Annotated in this window: 17 protein-coding genes; 1 reads left to right on the plus strand and 16 read right to left on the minus strand. The window is 39.5% G+C overall.

The window, feature by feature from the left end; genetic code table 11:
- The first annotated feature begins 80 nt into the window (after positions 1–80).
- Positions 81–935, plus strand: coding sequence for a dTDP-4-dehydrorhamnose reductase (gene rfbD / locus E7Y33_RS01780; RefSeq protein ID WP_139689480.1), 855 nt, complete (start codon positions 81–83; stop codon positions 933–935).
- Positions 936–995: 60 nt separating this feature from the next.
- Here the strand turns inward: rfbD and rfbB are convergent, their stop codons facing one another.
- From rfbB to cps4B, 16 genes are all read right to left on the minus strand, one after another.
- Positions 996–2,042: a dTDP-glucose 4,6-dehydratase gene (gene rfbB, locus E7Y33_RS01785; RefSeq protein ID WP_139689481.1), complete on the minus strand. Its 1,047-nt coding sequence runs from the start codon at positions 2,040–2,042 to the stop codon at positions 996–998.
- Between the two features lie 18 nt (positions 2,043–2,060).
- The gene (locus tag E7Y33_RS01790) at positions 2,061–2,654 is read right to left on the minus strand and encodes a dTDP-4-dehydrorhamnose 3,5-epimerase family protein (protein WP_139689482.1); all 594 of its coding nucleotides are present in this window, start codon (positions 2,652–2,654) and stop codon (positions 2,061–2,063) included.
- A complete protein-coding gene (gene rfbA, locus E7Y33_RS01795) occupies positions 2,655–3,524 on the minus strand; it encodes a glucose-1-phosphate thymidylyltransferase RfbA (protein WP_139689483.1) in 870 nt (289 codons plus the stop codon). It lies immediately after the preceding gene.
- Between the two features lie 71 nt (positions 3,525–3,595).
- Positions 3,596–4,648, minus strand: coding sequence for a glycosyltransferase (locus tag E7Y33_RS01800; protein WP_139689484.1), 1,053 nt, complete (start codon positions 4,646–4,648; stop codon positions 3,596–3,598).
- Between the two features lie 27 nt (positions 4,649–4,675).
- Positions 4,676–5,779: a UDP-galactopyranose mutase gene (gene glf / locus E7Y33_RS01805; protein WP_076984316.1), complete on the minus strand. Its 1,104-nt coding sequence runs from the start codon at positions 5,777–5,779 to the stop codon at positions 4,676–4,678.
- A gap of 9 nt (positions 5,780–5,788) precedes the next feature.
- Positions 5,789–7,201: a flippase gene (locus tag E7Y33_RS01810; RefSeq protein WP_139689485.1), complete on the minus strand. Its 1,413-nt coding sequence runs from the start codon at positions 7,199–7,201 to the stop codon at positions 5,789–5,791.
- Positions 7,198–8,358 carry a polysaccharide polymerase gene (locus E7Y33_RS01815; protein WP_139689486.1) on the minus strand — a complete coding sequence of 387 codons (1,161 nt, stop codon included), beginning with the start codon at positions 8,356–8,358 and terminating at the stop codon, positions 7,198–7,200. Before E7Y33_RS01815 ends, E7Y33_RS01810 begins: the two co-directional genes overlap by 4 nt.
- A gap of 37 nt (positions 8,359–8,395) precedes the next feature.
- Complete coding sequence (locus tag E7Y33_RS01820) at positions 8,396–9,367, minus strand: glycosyltransferase family 2 protein (RefSeq protein WP_139689487.1); 972 nt, start codon at positions 9,365–9,367, stop codon at positions 8,396–8,398.
- A 33-nt stretch (positions 9,368–9,400) separates the two neighbouring features.
- Positions 9,401–10,402, minus strand: coding sequence for a receptor polysaccharide phosphotransferase WefC (wefC, locus tag E7Y33_RS01825; RefSeq protein ID WP_048779057.1), 1,002 nt, complete (start codon positions 10,400–10,402; stop codon positions 9,401–9,403).
- A gap of 14 nt (positions 10,403–10,416) precedes the next feature.
- Entirely contained in the window at positions 10,417–11,418 is a 1,002-nt protein-coding gene (locus E7Y33_RS01830) for a glycosyltransferase (RefSeq protein ID WP_139689488.1), read from the minus strand.
- 8 nt (positions 11,419–11,426) lie between these two features.
- On the minus strand, positions 11,427–12,578 hold the full coding sequence (locus tag E7Y33_RS01835; RefSeq protein WP_139689489.1) for a glycosyltransferase family 4 protein: 1,152 nt from the start codon (positions 12,576–12,578) through the stop codon (positions 11,427–11,429).
- Positions 12,579–12,581: 3 nt separating this feature from the next.
- Positions 12,582–13,754, minus strand: coding sequence for a beta 1-4 rhamnosyltransferase Cps2T (gene cps2T, locus E7Y33_RS01840; protein WP_139689490.1), 1,173 nt, complete (start codon positions 13,752–13,754; stop codon positions 12,582–12,584).
- A gap of 30 nt (positions 13,755–13,784) precedes the next feature.
- The gene (locus E7Y33_RS01845) at positions 13,785–15,152 is read right to left on the minus strand and encodes a sugar transferase (protein ID WP_139689491.1); all 1,368 of its coding nucleotides are present in this window, start codon (positions 15,150–15,152) and stop codon (positions 13,785–13,787) included.
- A gap of 22 nt (positions 15,153–15,174) precedes the next feature.
- Positions 15,175–15,867: a tyrosine-protein kinase gene (locus tag E7Y33_RS01850; protein ID WP_007520659.1), complete on the minus strand. Its 693-nt coding sequence runs from the start codon at positions 15,865–15,867 to the stop codon at positions 15,175–15,177.
- A 9-nt stretch (positions 15,868–15,876) separates the two neighbouring features.
- Entirely contained in the window at positions 15,877–16,569 is a 693-nt protein-coding gene (cpsC, locus tag E7Y33_RS01855; RefSeq protein WP_007520660.1) for a capsular polysaccharide biosynthesis protein CpsC, read from the minus strand.
- A gap of 8 nt (positions 16,570–16,577) precedes the next feature.
- Positions 16,578–17,309, minus strand: coding sequence for a capsular polysaccharide biosynthesis protein Cps4B (cps4B, locus tag E7Y33_RS01860; protein WP_084937260.1), 732 nt, complete (start codon positions 17,307–17,309; stop codon positions 16,578–16,580).
- Position 17,310: the final 1 nt, after the last annotated feature.

The following is a 17,310-nucleotide window of genomic DNA, read 5'->3' on the forward strand; positions in this document are numbered from 1 at the left end:
TATCAAAACAAGGACCGAAAATCAGATTTTTTATCATTTTTTTGCTATGATTAGATAGAAGAAAAGTTAAGGAGAAGACAATGATATTAATTACAGGTGCGAATGGTCAACTCGGTACTGAACTACGTTATTTACTAGATGAACGAAATGTGGACTATGTTGCAGTGGATGTGGCCGAAATGGATATCACGAATGCTGAAATGGTTGAGGAAGTCTTTGCCGAGGTTAGGCCAACTTTAGTCTATCATTGTGCAGCTTATACTGCTGTTGATGCTGCTGAAGATGAGGGAAAAGAACTGGATTTTGCCATAAACGTAACTGGAACTGAAAATGTAGCCAAAGCCTCTGAAAAATACGGAGCTACTCTGGTCTATATCTCGACAGACTATGTCTTTGATGGAAAGAAACCTATCGGACAAGAGTGGGAAGTTGATGACCTACCTGATCCGCAAACAGAGTACGGACGTACCAAGCGAATGGGGGAAGAACTTGTTGAAACCCTTACGTCACAGTATTACATCATTCGCACTGCTTGGGTCTTTGGAAATTATGGCAGGAACTTTGTCTTTACCATGCAAAATCTAGCCAAATCCCATAAAACACTCACAGTAGTCAACGACCAACACGGCCGCCCAACCTGGACACGAACCTTAGCCGAATTCATGACCTATTTGACTGAAAATCAAAAAGAATTTGGCTACTACCACTTATCAAATGACGCAGCTAAAGACACCACTTGGTATGACTTTGCTGTCGAGATTCTTAAAGACAGTGATGTCGAAGTAGTACCAGTAGACTCCAGCAAGTTTCCTGCCAAGGCCAAACGACCTCTCAACTCAACTATGAGCTTGATAAAAGCAAAGGCGACAGGTTTCGTCATTCCAACCTGGCAAGATGCCCTTAAAGAGTTTTATAAACAAGAAGTAAGAAAATAAAAGTTTATGACATATATAAAAAGCAAGAGAATTTAAATTCTCTTGCTTTTTAGTATCTGATTAGTTAATTACTTGTTGTATCTTAGCATAGTTGGCCTCGACGGCTTCTTTCTCAGATTTCCACCAGTCTTGATTGTCTGAGTACCACTTGATGGTCTCTTTGAGACCTGCTTCAAAGTTGGTAAACTCTGGCTTCCACCCTAGTTCATCACGGAGCTTGCTAGCGTCTATAGCATAGCGAAGGTCGTGACCAGCTCGGTCCGTCACATGGTCATAAGCATCAGCTGGTTGCCCCATCTCCTTGAGGATGAGTTCCAGCACTTCTTTATTGTTCTTCTCACCATCCGCTCCAATCAAGTAGGTTTCACCGATTTGACCCTTTGTCAGAATCGTCCAAACACCTGATGAATGGTCATTGGTGTGAATCCAGTCACGGACATTCTTACCTTCACCGTAGAGTTTTGGCTTGATACCGCTCAAGATATTGGTAATTTGACGCGGAATGAACTTCTCAATGTGCTGGTAAGGACCATAGTTGTTTGAACAGTTGGAAATAGTCGCTTTGACACCGAATGAGCGTACCCAAGCTTTGACAATCAAGTCTGAAGCTGCCTTGGTTGATGAGTAAGGCGAGCTGGGATTGTACTTGGTTTCAGCCGTAAATTTCTCACCTGGACCTTCTCCATGACCTGGCAAATCTTCACGCAGAGGCAGGTCCCCATAGACTTCATCAGTCGATACATGGTGGAAACGAAGGTCGTATTTACGAGCTGCTTCCAAAAGAGTGTAAGTTCCAATGAAGTTGGTGTGGATAAATGGACTCGGATCATCGAGCGAGTTGTCATTATGGCTTTCTGCCGCATAGTGAACAATGGCATCTGCTTGAGCAGCTAGCTTGTCTACCAAGGCTGCATCTGCAATATCTCCGACAACCAACTCAACACGATCACCTAAAATTTCTTCAATATTGGCACGATTACCTGCATAAGTCAGCTTGTCCAGCACTGTCACATGAACATCTGGAAAGTTATTGTAAACATAGTGAACAAAGTTAGAACCAATAAAACCAGCCCCACCTGTCACGATGATATTTTTGTATTCAGTCATTTTTATTCCTTAACTTTTTTACAAATCTTCTTTTCTTAGTGGTTTGACATCCTTAAGCAGTGGATGATGTTTATCTGCTTCCGAAACTTCTGCTTCTGCTATGTTTTCCCACTGGATGCCCAAGGCTGGGTCTGCATAGTTGACAAAAGCGTATTTCGGCTTGAGCTCAAGTGCCCAGTAGTCATTGACCAGATAGCTATAAGAAACTGTATCCGAGAGTACTTGGAAACCATTGGCTACGCCACGAGGGACAAAGATTCCCTTACTTGCATCAATCTCTGTCTGATAAACATTTCCAAAAGTCTCACCTTCACGTAGGTCAACCCAAGAACCCAGAACTTTCCCATCATCTGCTACTGAGATATACTTGTCCCAAGGTTCGGCATGGAGACCTCGAAGAACATTTTTACGAGAAAAGCTGACATTGTTTTGCAGTTTCCCTTCAGCAAAGAAGCTTTCAGGAAAACCAAGCGGTATCATCTTTTCCTTCTGGAAATTTTCCTTAAACCAGCCACGATTGTCTCCATGAACTGGAATGTCAAACTCTAACATACCTGGAATGGCATCAATCTTACGCACTGCAAGTGTTTTGCCGAAAAAATTATCTGTCATCTAGATTTCTCCAATCAAACGGAGCAGGTATTGTCCGTATTCATTCTTCTTGAGAGGTTGCGCCAATTCCAGTACATCTTCGCGGCTGATATAGCCCATTCGATAGGCAATCTCTTCCAGGTTGGCAACCTGAACATTTTGCATCCTTTGAACCGTTTCGATATATTGGGAAGCCTCTAACAGACTCTCATGCGTCCCTGTATCCAACCAGGCAAAACCACGCCCCATAACTTCAACTGACAAATCCCCACGCTTCAAATAAGCATTGTTAACATCTGTGATTTCCAACTCACCACGAGCACTCGGTTTTATCTGTTTGGCAATCTCCACAACGTCATTGTCATAGAAATAAAGACCTGTCACTGCATAGTTAGAGCGAGGATTCTCCGGTTTTTCTTCTATGGAAATAGCATTCATGTCTGTATCAAACTCGACCACACCAAAACGCTCTGGATCCTTCACTTGGTAGCCAAAAACAGTCGCGCCCTTCTCTTTCTTGGCTGCCTTTTGAAGCATTCTGCTCAAACCAGGTCCATGATAGATATTATCGCCTAAAATCAAGGCAACACTATCGTCACCAATAAATTCTTCACCAATAAGAAAAGCCTGAGCAAGTCCGTCGGGACTAGGCTGTTCCGCATAGGAAAGCTTGATCCCAAATTCGGAACCATCCAAGAGCAGATCCTTAAAACGGGGCAAATCCTGTGGTGTTGAGATGATCAAAATGTCCTTAATCCCTGCCAACATCAAGGTTGACAAAGGATAGTAAATCATGGGTTTATCATAAACCGGCATCAGCTGTTTTGACGCAGCTCGAGTAAGTGGGTACAAGCGCGTTCCCGAACCACCCGCAAGAATAATACCTTTCATAATAGATTTCCTTTCTGGCTAATTACCTATCCTATATTATATTTCATTTTGTCCCAAATTCTCTAAGGAATTTACTTCAATTTGGATAAGGCAGCTTTTAAATAGGCTCCATCTCGAAGAGCAGCTCCAACTTTCCTAGCTTGTTCTGAAAGTTCCTTGTAGTCTTGAAGTGTCAAATCATCTAGTACTTTTTGGAGGTCGTGTAGAGAATCAACTGCTAGACCACACTCTTTATCCAGAACAAAATGTGCGAGAGCCGACTCTTTCCAGACTATTAGGGGAAAACCTGAAGCTAAGTAGAGAGAGGCCTTGTGCGAGTTGTTAAAGCGTAGGTAGTTTCCGTAAGAACCTTGGCAGGTTTCTGAGCTGTCTCCGTCCCAGACCAAACCAAAACTACCTTCAAGAGCAGCTGGGAGGTCATCCGGCATAAAGGAACCAAAGTAGGTGGTGTTTTTCAATGCACGACTTTCATCATAGCCCACTCCATACAAGTTATAGGCTGGTTGTTCTGGTAAATTATAAAGATAACCTGACTTTGAAGGGTTCAAATTTCCAGCTACGATAATAGGTTGGTCTTTTTGAGGAAGAGCTTGTACCTCAAAGTTTGGAATCAGATAGTCAAAAATCTCCAAGCTAACCATTTTATCTGCTGGCACTCCTTGACCTACCAGAACTTTCTTCATGATATCGTTATGAACGATAATGCCATCCACTGACATCAAAGCTTTCTTTTCCTGGAAGTAATTTCGCACTTTATGACGGAATTTCACTTCTGAACCTGCTGCATGACGCAAGGTTTCAATATCATGGATCAACAGATAGAATTTTGCTCCTCTTTTTTTCGCCTGCTTGATGAGTTGTGAGATGAAAAATGTATGGTGGATAATAGGGAACTGAATCACCAATTCATCTCCAGCTCCCAACTGATCAAACACAGACTTGGTCGCACGATATTTGTGTTGTTGAGCTTTAAAGAAATTCATCTTATACCAATTCTCAACCTTGAGCTCCAACCCCTCATAACCCTCTAAGACTAGAATAGCTTCCACGTCATTTCGCGCCTTACTCCCTGCATTCTTTTCATGTGCATTATGCAGAAATGAATCTTTCAGATAATATTTCACCTTTTCTCCCCTTTATCTGTGATGTTTTTAGATACTCCCTAGTTCTACTTCTACCACATCCAATGCGCGTTCAACAGTCACATGCATATCATAGTATTTATAATCTGCCAAGCGACCACAGAAGATAACGTGGCCATTTTTCTCAGCTTCTGCTAGATACTGCTCATAAATTGCATTGTTTTTAGCATCATTGATTGGATAGTAGGGTTCATCTCCTCTCTTCCAATCCGCTGGATATTCACGAGTAATAACGGTCTTGGCCTGAGTCCCAAACTCAAAATGTTTGTGCTCGATGATACGCGTATAAGGTATATCACGTTCAGTATAGTTGACTACAGCATTTCCTTGATAGTTTTCTTGCTCTAGAACCTCATGTTCAAAACGGAGACTGCGATACTCTAGCTCACCAAATTTATAGTCAAAGAACTGATCGATCATCCCTGTGAAGACAATCTTAATTGCTGAAGCCTCCAAGTTCTCCCGATCTGCAAAGAAATCTGTATTGAGCTCTACTTCGATTCCTTCCAACAACTTTTCAATGATGACGTTATAGCCACCGATTGGAATACCTTGGTAACGGTCGTTGAAATAATTGTTATCATAGGTCAACCGAACTGGCAAGCGCTTGATGATAAAGGGTGGCAGCTCAGTAGCAGAACGCCCCCATTGCTTTTCCGTGTAGCCCTTGATCAGCTTTTCATAGACATCCGTACCAATCAACTTAATGGCTTGTTCCTCTAGGTTTTTTGGTTCAATATCTTGCATGTGAGTCGTCTGCTCAGCAATCTTGTCCTTGACTTCTTGGGGTGTCTTTATTCCCCACAAGGCGTAGAAAGTGTTCATATTGAAAGGAAGATTATAAAGATGCCCTTGATAGTTGGCGATAGGGGAATTGATGTAATTGTTAAACTCTGCAAACTGATTGACATAGTCCCAGACCTTTTTATTGGATGTATGGAAGATATGAGCCCCATACTTGTGGACATTGATTCCTTCAACAGATTGGCAATAAATATTTCCACCGATGTGGTCACGTTTATCAATCACCTTCACCTTCTTGCCACGTTTGTTAGCTTCGTGGGCAAAGATTGCTCCTGACAAGCCAGCACCAACGATAAGATAATCGTACATAAAATCTCCTTATTTCTTTAAAACACTTTTTAGTTCTTGAAAATCCAAGACACGTAAGACCAAAACCAAGCCACCGTAGACTAGGAAGCCAAGGGCAGCATAAATCAAGACATTCACAACAGATGAGAAGTGCATGAAAGCTTGTGCAGAATACAGGGCGCCGTACATTAGTAGTGCTGCTAGAAGTATTTTTAGCATGGATGGTAGAATCTTGACCTCTTTTAGATACGAACGTGTAAAGTAGAGTTGGATCAGCCAGACCAAACCTTCAGTCGCAACAGATACAATTGAAGCTCCAATATAGCCCAGAGGTGGGATCAAGAGGAGATTCAAGCCTACACTGAAAATAGCTGGAATAGTTGTTGACAGCATAAATTCACGATTCTTATTGTGAGGAATCAAGATTTGAATTCCCATGATATTAGTCCAGCCAATAAAGAACATTCTAAAGACCATGATGGCAATCGCATAGCGAGCATCTTGGAAGTCTTGTCCTAAGAAAAAATTGACAAAATCTTTGTTAACAATCAAAATCCCCGCAATCATCGGGAAGATGACTAAATTATACACTAAGAAAGACATTTCATGTAACTTGTTAACCGCCTTTTGATTGCCTAATGAGAGAAGATTGGAGACCCGAGGCAACATAACACTACCAAGCGACGTTACCAAGGTTAACAAAATATTCAATAATTTCAAGGCTTGATCATAGATCCCAACATCCTTAGTCGAAGACAAGGCACCTAGCATCGTGCGATCTAGCGTGATGTAGAGTGAAATGGCAATCTGTGGCAGAAACAAGAGAATGACTGGTTTGATATGCTCTTTGGCATAGGCTATATCCAGATGTGGCTTGCGAATGTGTTCCCGAGCAGGAAGCCACATACTCAACTGACCTAGTAGATCATAGGCAACCAAGAGGATGATATACAAGTACAAGTCAGATGGTTTCTTAACAAATAGGAATATCGATACAACACCTAGAAGTTTGACCATTGTGTTACGAGCTGTGATTTTTTTGAAATCTTCTAACCCTTGAAAAAGCCAAGAAATATCAAAACCACGAGACAGCAAACTAAAGCCAAGTATATAGGCAATTGGATTGTTCATTGACGGTACAAGCAAACAAACAATTATATAAAGTATAACCGCTAAACAGGTTGAAAGGACTTGTAAACTGTAAATACCCCAGAAGGTCTTTTCAACTTCCTTACGATGGCCGGAAATTTCCTTGGTCCCATAATTGGCTACTCCCAGCGTCGCTAGTAGGATAAAATAAGTCACGATAGAGTTATAGTATCCGTAAGACCCCAAATCATCCGAAGAAAAAACTCGAGTAATATAGGGAGTTGTAATCACTGGTAGGACGATGACAAGTAACTGATAGGACAGATTGTACAAGTAATTTTTTAAAATTCTCACACGGCTTCCCCCATCTCAGATTTTTCTCCTTCAAATTCCATCGCTGGGATGGTAGCAAAAAGAAGGAACATAAAAATATTGTATGATGGACGAACCCAGAAGGCCTCAAACATACAATTGACTGTTACTAAGGCCAGGCAGGTTAACAATAAATAGTTCTTCCTACGATAGAGAGTCCAAGACTGAACCATGTATAGGCATACCAACATAACAACTGGAATCAAACCGTAAGTAAATAACATTTGTACATAAGACGAATCTACATAGTCATAGTTCAAAACCGTTTCTGTCTTTCCTCCATATCCAACAAAGGAAATTCCACGAATTCCAAATAACTGTACGCCATATTTCTTAAGCGCTTCATGTCCCAAATACAATCGCATTCCGAAAAAGTTATTCAGAGAAACATATATTGGATGAGACCAACTAAACTTGTTGGATAGATAAATCATGACCGAAGAAGCGATACCAGCCGAAAAAGGCAGTAGGGAAAATAAACGCCATTCAGTCTTGTTACGATAATAAAAGTATAGAAAAATTCCTGTTGCTGCTAAGATGGAGCCTGCATTTAAACGGGCATCGCAATAAACAATAATAAAGGCCGCCAAGGCTACACCTGATAGGGTTCTTAGGAAGATAAACTTCTTTCTAAGGAGATAGGAAAGGGCAGTGAAGAGATAGAAACAATGAGAGGCAAAGTCGGTTGGATAGATAAAACCAAAAGAGTTACGTACAACCACTCCCACGGGGCGAGTTTGAACAAACTGTAAATTAGGAATAACATTGACTAACGATAGTAAAATAATAAGAAGTATAAAAGATAAACTCGTCCAAGTATAAATTTTAAGTATAGACTCTAAATCTGCTTTATAAAGAAAAACAATCAACAGCAAAAACATTAAACCATTTAAGTTTCCTGCCTTATAATAAACCATACTTCCAACTAAAATGAGGGTAGGTGCAAATATTAAAAAACTCAAAGAATAGTTACGAATATATAAAAAACGCACAGCTAGTAACATGATTGCAAAGAAAGGAACAAAATTAGGTATACTAGGTAATACAGGTGCTAACATTGAAGTGTTTATCATATCTATAGAAATTATCACAAATAAAACTGCTGTCACGAGCAATTTATCACGTTCTATCTTTAACATCTTCATTTTCCTTTTCTAATTTCTGAACTTTTTTCATTCAGTCGTTTATTTTTTTCCACTTTTTAAAGTAATAATAGAGGCGTGGATACCTGCTAATCAAGACATAGAGAGTCTTGCGTTTCTTACTAACTCTAGCATTCTTCAAGACAAGAGGCAAATAGGGTCTCGTCTTCTCCTGAAGTCGCTTGAAGTCTGCTGGATTTCCATCACGAATCATTGTAAAGATAAGAAGACTTCCTGTAAAGAAGCGAGAAATAATGGCTTCTTGGAGTTCTGAACTCTCAGGATAGGTTGCATTCACAACCTCTTTTAAATGATCAATTGCTTCATAAAACTCGTATTGTTTAGGCGTGAAAGCCGATGCAGTAATGCTACCGGGTCTATGGTAATAATGGTAAATCGGAAGATGGTACAAGGCAACTGATTGGGCTTGGTTGAGATGCTCACTGATTACATAGAGGTCTTCGTAGATGCGCCCCTTGGGGAAGGGAGCTTTCTCCAGAAGTTCTTTCCGATAGAGTTTCCCGCAAGCAGAGACCGTCACAAGGTCTCCGTAGAGCATTTCCGTCAGAGCCTTCGCCTTATCATAGACTTTAACCTGGTCTAGATCAAGCTGATTCAAGTGAAAATTTTGATAACGATGATAGTGGGCTGTTGGCTCCACTTTACCACTCACCATATCTGCTTGGGTACGACTTTGTAGCTCTGCTAGCAGTTCCAAGGCGCAAGGTTCCAAATAATCGTCCGGATCTAGGAAGGTAATCCAGTCCCCCTTTGCCTTCAAGACTCCATAGTTTCGAGCATCAGATAAGCCACCGTTGGCCTTGTGATAACTCGTCACCCAATCATACTGCTGGGCATACTGGTCGCACAAGAGACCTGAGCCATCACTCGATCCATCATCGATCAAGAGGACTTCCATATCCTTATAAGTCTGATGTTCTAAACTCTCCATGGCATAATGAAGGTAGTCCTCCACATTGTAAACAGGCACAATTACCGAAATCATCTATTTTTTCTTTCTCTTACTTATTTTTTCAGTTTAAATCTCAAATGAGCTTTTATCTGGAAGCAGTTGGTCCATAGCCTTGACGAAGTCTGTCATCACCTGTTCCTCATCTTGAACGTTGTGTCCGTCATTGATACACATAATTTGGTATTTACCAGAATTCAGTAGCTTCCAAAAATCTGGTCCGGCATTATCCAAAGAAAAGAGTCCCCCTAACTTAGGATTTCCGATAGCGTATTGACCACTAGCGATCTGCCAATATTTAAAGAGCCAAACATTGGTATCAGAGGGACTTCTGAAGCGACTCGCTGAGGTTGTCTCCAAAACTGCTTTTTCCTTTTCCCATACCAAGTCCATTGTTGATTTTAGTAGGGGATAGGGCAGGTGACTCTCCCAGAAACCACAGATAAACTTAGTAGTCCCATAAAGTAAAGTCTTGATTAATTGTTTAATCCCATGCTTAAAGGAAAAAAAGTGACCATTATTTAAAATTTCTTTCTTCGAAAAATGACTAGTGATAATTCCCATATCATTCATTTGGAAATGACCAGTTCCATATCTCTCCGTTGTAATAGGAGCTAAAGCTGTAACATACTTTGGCAAACCATCCTCCGAGAAAAAGTCTATCGGCTCAACTGGAGCCGTCAAATACATATCATCATTAAAAAAGACAAAGTGCTCAGAGAGTCCAGGGATTCGATGGATATTGCTTTCAATAGGATTGGCAGAAAAAACTGGTAGATAGTCATTACAGATAATCTCTGTATGATCTACCAAGACCAATTTTTCACTGTTTATATCTAACCAGCTTGGCTTTTGCTGGTCAGTCACAAGGTAGATCTTATTGACCCAAGGAGCAAATTTTTCCACACCCCTAAACCAGTACTTAAAAGTTCCCCATTCACGATAGGATTTCTCTGAGTTCATACCCTCTTTAAAAGTGTTTATTGAGCCATCGTATTGGGCTTTCTTTTCTCTCCAAACCAAATCATTCCCATCAACCCATGCGACAACAAAATCAATCTTTTCTACCATTCTGTCTCTCCTATTTAAAAATCCAATAGTCTATCCATCAATTTTATAGAGGTATATTGTTCAAAGTATAGTGCCTTTGCTTTATCAACTTTTTGAATAATATCATCAACCATAGGATTGAAATGTTCCATTAGCTGTGCTAGTGCCTCAAAATCCCCTGAAGGATAAAAAGTCACCAGAGATTCATCAACATAATCTCGAACAGAGGGAATATCATTCACAATGATAGGAACTCCTAAAGACATTGCTTGAAGCATAACCATATGACCAGCGGATAAATCAATATCTTTTAACGATAGGACAAGGAAATCAGACTTAGCTAATACATCTCCAAAGGTTTCTACTACTACATCAGATAAAACTTGAATGTTTGAACCATGCGTAGGAACTCTCCATGGCTGAGTTGCAATCACACACGGCATTGAAAGGTTTGAAGTCTCCACTGCCTTGACTAAAGTCTCATAATCTCGGTTACTACCTCCACCTGAAAAGATATACTTAGTTGGTAAAGAACCTTGATAAGTTAGTTGATTATCATAATCTAAGCCGTAATGAATAAATTTAAATTTCTCCTGAAATTCTGGAAAGAGTTCCGAATAATAATGAATTTCTTTTGAACCATAGACTATGATATTACTGATATTCTGGAAAGACTTTTTCACAAGTTGCTTTCGTAAATAATAATAGATTTTATTTTTCTTATTCTCAAACAAAAATCCTGCTAATGTAATTTCCTTGCCACTTTTATTTAAAATTCCTAAAAAGATACCTACAAGAGGATTTACACAAATAATTTTCTTGACATCATATTTTATGAATTTCCGAGCATAATCATAGGACATTTTCCACATTAAAAAATGATACAAAGCACTACCGATGTATTTGAAATTACGTACTCTTCTTATAAGTGGACTTTCATAGTTGGTATAAACTACTCGGCTCCCGCCATGAAGAGATTGATAATGCTCTTCATTCTTTTTTTGCAGCTCACTGTCTAAAATGATTAAATTTTCCATTATACCCCTTATTGTAAATTATCATAAAATTCCGAGAAGTTCTTGATGTAACTCTCCAAAGAAAACAGCTCTTTTTGTCTCTGATATCCTACTCGCCCAAATTTTTCTCTTTTTTCAGAACTATCTAGTAAGAGAGAAATGGCATTAGAAAGTTCTTGAGGACGATTTGGTTTGACTAAGCAACCACTTTTGTCATCTACTACCATTTCAGCTATTCCCCCATTGTTATAACCAACAACTGGTTTTGAACAAGCCATGGCTTCTAGGACTACTGTAGGTAAGGAATCGGGTTTTATACTTGGTAGGACAAAAATATCAAACATATTGTATAGTTCAGAAGTCTTATCATAGTAATCAATACGATGAATTTGTGACACAACAGATGAAGAAGCTATTCTCTTATCTAATTCTTCTAGACGCCATTCTTCACCATGAAAAACACCTCCAGCTAGGAAAGCCACCGCTTGCTCATTCTTTTCCAAAAGTGGCTCGACTGCTTCTATGAAATCATTTTGTCCTTTGATAGCATTAACCCGACCAATCATGCCAATCACAAGTGCATCTTGAGCAATATCAAATTTTTCACGAATAGATGACGCATCCATTGGGTAATAGACAGTATTATCCACACCGTTATAAATCACTTTCACTTGGCTATCTTTGATAAATGGAGACTGCTTGATATGATTGGCAACCGCTTGAGACACCGTCACAATCTTGTCTGCATATCGTCCCATAAGCATATTGATAAAGTCAGAAATAGCTTTGGGTTTGACGATAATCTCATGAACATGCCAAATCAAAGGTAGCTTGAGCTTGCGTTTCAAATAGATGCCCTCCAAAACAGCCGCTGTATTATTGTGAATCATATCAATACTGTGTTCTTGAGCGTAGAGGGCGATTTGCTTAGCATAGAAATTATAAGAGCGAATATAGTCGACAATGCCTTTGGGATTAAAATACTTCCTTCGTAAAATCGGATAATCCAGCACGCTGACCTGAGCCCCAACTTGGCGCAAGGTCTCGACTAAAACACCATCATTTGGTAGGATGACGTGAGCTTCAAATTCTTGGTGATCTAATCCTTTGATCAATTCCAGTAAAACCTTATCTGCTCCATACATTTCTGCACCAGCATGCAAGTATAAAATCCGTTTCATTCTTTACCCTTTAAACACTTCTTCATAATCTGACACAATCTTTTCCCATGTGAAAGCTGAGAGGATTCTTTGGCTTGACTTGAAATCCAAGTCAGCTATCACTACCTGATCAAATCCCTCTACTTCCTCAATGACGTGTGCCAACTCGTCTTTTTCCCAATAAATAGCCCCGTCTTCACCAACCTCACGGTTAAAGCCAACATCTAGCAACAAATTCAGTTTTGTAGATGCTAGGGCTTCCAGTAGAGAAGGGTTGGTCCCTCCAACCTCATGCCCATGGAAATAGGCAAAAGCATTTTCACGAATATACTTGAGCAATTCTTGGTCATAGACCGTACCGACAAATTTGACTCTAGGATCTTTGTCAAAACCAGTATCCTGTAACAACTGATCGTAAAATTTATTCTGCTCCACATTTGTGATGAGAACAAAGTCCTTTTTGGACTTGGACTTGATAAATTCACGAATCATGGCTTCGTAGTTATTTTCAGGAACAAATCGTCCCACTACTAGATAATAGCCATTTTCGCTGACTCCTTTTTCCTGATACCAATCCCGAACTTTGTCATCTTCTGCTCTCAGGATTGAAGGAGTAGTATCCGTTCCATAGGCAATATAGGTGGTCTTTGGTTGGTACTGCTTATAATCCTCTTGGATATATTTTTCAATATTTTTACTGTCACAGACCAGTAAATCTGCATGTTTGACCATGAGCTGCTCTGAGAATTTCCAGTACTTACGAACTGGCAGGCTCCATTTTGCTCGTAGCCATTCATGACCATCTGGATTTACCAGCAACCGGCCACCGATCGCACGAATCTTTTTCTTAAGGCCAGAAATAAAGGGCCCGATGCGACAAGCTAGAATGTAAAAAATGGGAGCCTCGTCCTTGTTTTTCTTAGCCAATTCAATAGCCTTGTTGACCGATGCGATATCGTAAGCGATGGCGCGGGCCGGGCCGATATTGGGTACATCAATGTTGAAACAAATGGCTCCATTATGCTCAAACTGATCTTCCGTGATTCCAGACTTGGCTGAATTTTCACGCATACAAGCAACATAGTATTGTATGTTGCTGTCTTTTTGATATTCGGTTAATTTTTCAACAAAGGTTTCAAATCCTCCGTACTTAGCAGGAATCCCCTTTGAACCAATAATATAAACTGACTGTTTCATTTCTCTCCTAACAGGACTGAAGGGCAAAAATTACTTTGCCCCTTCCCTCATAAAGACCACTTTAACGGTCTTTAACAATATTTCAATATCTTTCCAGATTGTCCAGTCATCAATGTAAGCTACATCTAATTTGACAACTTCATCGAAATTTTTGATTTCACTTCGTCCACTAACCTGCCATAAACCAGTGATCCCGGGCTTAAAACTGAGACGACGTTTCTGTTCTGGAGTATACTTTTCATACTCATCAATAGTTGGAGGGCGAGTCCCTACTAAACTCATATCCCCAATTAGTACATTCCAAAACTGTGGCAACTCATCCAAACTTGTCTTACGAATGAACCGTCCAATTGGTGTGACACGTGGGTCATTGTCCATTTTGAACATCCCCCCTTGCATCGTATTCTGATTCATCAGCTGTTGTTTAATCTCCTCAGCATCTACACGCATAGAACGAAACTTATAGAAAGTGAAGCGACGGCCATTTTTCCCAATACGCGTTTGAGAAAAAATGGCCGGTCCACCATCTCTTCGAATCAATGGTACCAATACTAAACTAACTACAGCAAAAAGAACAAGTCCAACAATAGCTCCGCAAATATCTACAATTCGTTTGGCAACTACATGACTAGGCTTGTAAAATTTTGTTGAAAAGGTTACAACATTCAAACCTGCCATTTCACGAATTTTTTTATCACTACCCAAATAGTCGTTAAAAGCATTTAGGTTAACTGTCACATCTATTCCCATTGTTTCAAAAAGAGAGATATAATCTTCAATATTATACTCCTCACTAGGCAGATTGATAAAAACCTCATCAACAACTTCATGAGTTGCAAAATTTAAAACATCTTCAACTGGTACTACTTTTAAGTGCTCATGTTGAAAATTAGGCTGATCTAGAACACTAACAGCTTCTAATTCCCATAAAAAATCACTTGATTCTAACAGTTTGTCTATTACCCTCTCTACTCTAGACGTAGCCGTAATCAAGAAAACTTTTTTTCTCCCTTTAAAATTTGGTAATAGAAGTTTCCAATAGCGTTTAATACATAGATTCAATAGATATAGTAACACGGAATGCATTGTTAAAAAGTAGATCATTCCTCGTCTTGAAATACTAAAGCGTTCCTTCAAGAAAAAATTAGAAATACTTATTGCCAATGCAAAGAAAATAATATACTTCGCTATTTTGATAAACTCAGCCAAGTACCCTCTTTTGAAAAAATCTTGTCCATAATCACTAATATAAAAGACAAGATAATGGAGAATGTATAGGATAACCATTGAAGTGTATACAATCTCTGTTTCTTTAACAAAACTGAGTAAATAAGCTAAAATAATGACAAGAAAACTCTGGAATACTGCCAAAGAAATCTTCAATCCCTTTTCTTCCATAATATCTTCCCTAGGCTATTTATTATTTTTTGCCATAATTCCCATAGTTTCCATATGCTCCATAGGAGCCATATTTTTCGACTGAAGTATTAAATTTATTTAGAACTACTCCTAGAAATGGTTTGCTTGTTTGTTCAAGTTGTTCTTTAGCTTTTTGGACATCGCGACGATTTGTTTCACCAGCCGCAGTCACCAAAACAGAAGCATCACATTTCTGAGTGATGATTGCAGCATCAATAACAACTCCTATTGGTGCGGTATCAACAATGATATAATCAAAATATTTATGCAGAGTATCAATCATAGTTGCAAAATTTTCACTTTGTAGCAGAGCTGTAGGGTTTGGGGATACAGAACCTGCCTGGATAACAAATAAATTTTCAACATTTGTTTCGCATAAACCTTGCGATAAGTCTGTTGTCCCTGATAAATATTCTGTTAATCCTGTAATCTTTTCACGTGATTTAAAAACACCCGACATGACAGAATTACGAATATCCGCATCGATTAACAGTGTCTTATAGCCTGCACGCGCGAAAGCCCAAGCAATATTAGTAGAAGTTGTTGATTTCCCTTCACCAGGCTTTACAGATGTAATTGCAATTACTTTTAAATTATTCCCACTCAGTTGAATATTGGTGCGAAGCGCATTGTAGTACTCTTCTGCTTTTCTTGCCTGTTCCAGTTTTTTATGTGCAATCTCTAACGTTGGCATTTTTCTCTCCTATTTCAATTTATCCAAATTTGGAACTATTCCCAATAGTGCAATTTGCATCACGTCCTCAATATCTTCTGGGCGTTTAACTCGTGTATCCAAGAGCTCAACTAGGAGAACTGTGACAACCATTACAACCGCTCCCGCAAGGAATCCAACCAGGGTATTGCGACGAATATTTGGTGAAGATGGCGATGTTGCTGGGCGTGCTTCTTCAAGCGTTGTCACATCCGAAACGCGAGTGACACTGATGATCTTTTGAGCCGCAACTTCTCTCAAAGAGTTGGCGATACGACTAGCTTCCTCAGGTGCACGGTCTGTAACAGAAATCGATACAATACGCGTATCCACTGGAACTGTTACCTTGATTTTACTAGCTAGACCTTTTGGAGGGAGTTCTAGTTTCAAATCAGTCGCAACCTTCTCTAAAACGTCTTGCGAGAGAATGATTTCACGATAGTCTTTTACCAAGTAAGATCCTGCTTGCAAGTCTTGGTTAGTCAAGCCAGGCTTATCTCCCTGATTACGATTGACCACATAAATTCGGGTCGTACTCGTAAACTCCGGCTTCACAATAAAACTACTGTAGGCAAATGCTACTGTCCCTGTCACGAATGCCACCAAAGCAATTAAAAATTTTCGTTTCCAAAGGATTTTAAGCAAGTGAAATACGTCGATTTCCATCATATTTTGTTCTTTCATTTTTTCTCCTAAATCAATTGATCCATTATTATTTTTCGGGGATTATCCTTAAAAAGTTCCTTAGCCTTATCTTTACTGTATTTTTTGGCAATGATATCATAGGCTTCCTCCATATGAGGAGGTCTGTGATCCAAGTTGTGCATATCACTTGCTATCACGTGAACCAGATCTCGTTCCAAGAAATACTGGGCTCTCTTTTTCATGAATTTATAGGTTTCTCCGAAGAGTTTAGGCTTCAAAACATGAGAACTATTAACCTGAGTATAACATCCCATATCAATCAGTTCTCGCACGCGCTTTTCATTGTTTTCTAAAGCATCATAACGTTCAATGTGGGCAATGACGGGTGTAATGCCTAGCATTAGAATATCACTCAATCCCTTATGCATATCTCGATAGGCTGTATTCATACTAAATTCAATTAAAGCATAGCGACTATCGTTAAGGGTTGGGATTAATTTCTTTTCTAACTTCTCAACAACATCCGGCGTATAGTAAATTTCTGCCCCATAAGCAATGATTAAGTCATCCGCAACTTCCTTAGCCATTTCTCGCACCTTCAGAAAGTTGGTTGCGATTTTTTCTTCAGGAGTTTCGAACATCCCTTTTCGTCTATGCGAAGTGGAAACAATTGTTCTCACTCCTTGACTATACGCCTCTCTAAGTAGTTTTTTACTCTCCTCTATTGACTTTGGACCATCATCCACATCAAAAACGATGTGCGAATGGATATCTATCATG

Origin of the sequence: Streptococcus oralis, assembly GCF_006175905.1 — a bacterium.
GTDB lineage: Bacteria > Bacillota > Bacilli > Lactobacillales > Streptococcaceae > Streptococcus > Streptococcus oralis_BG.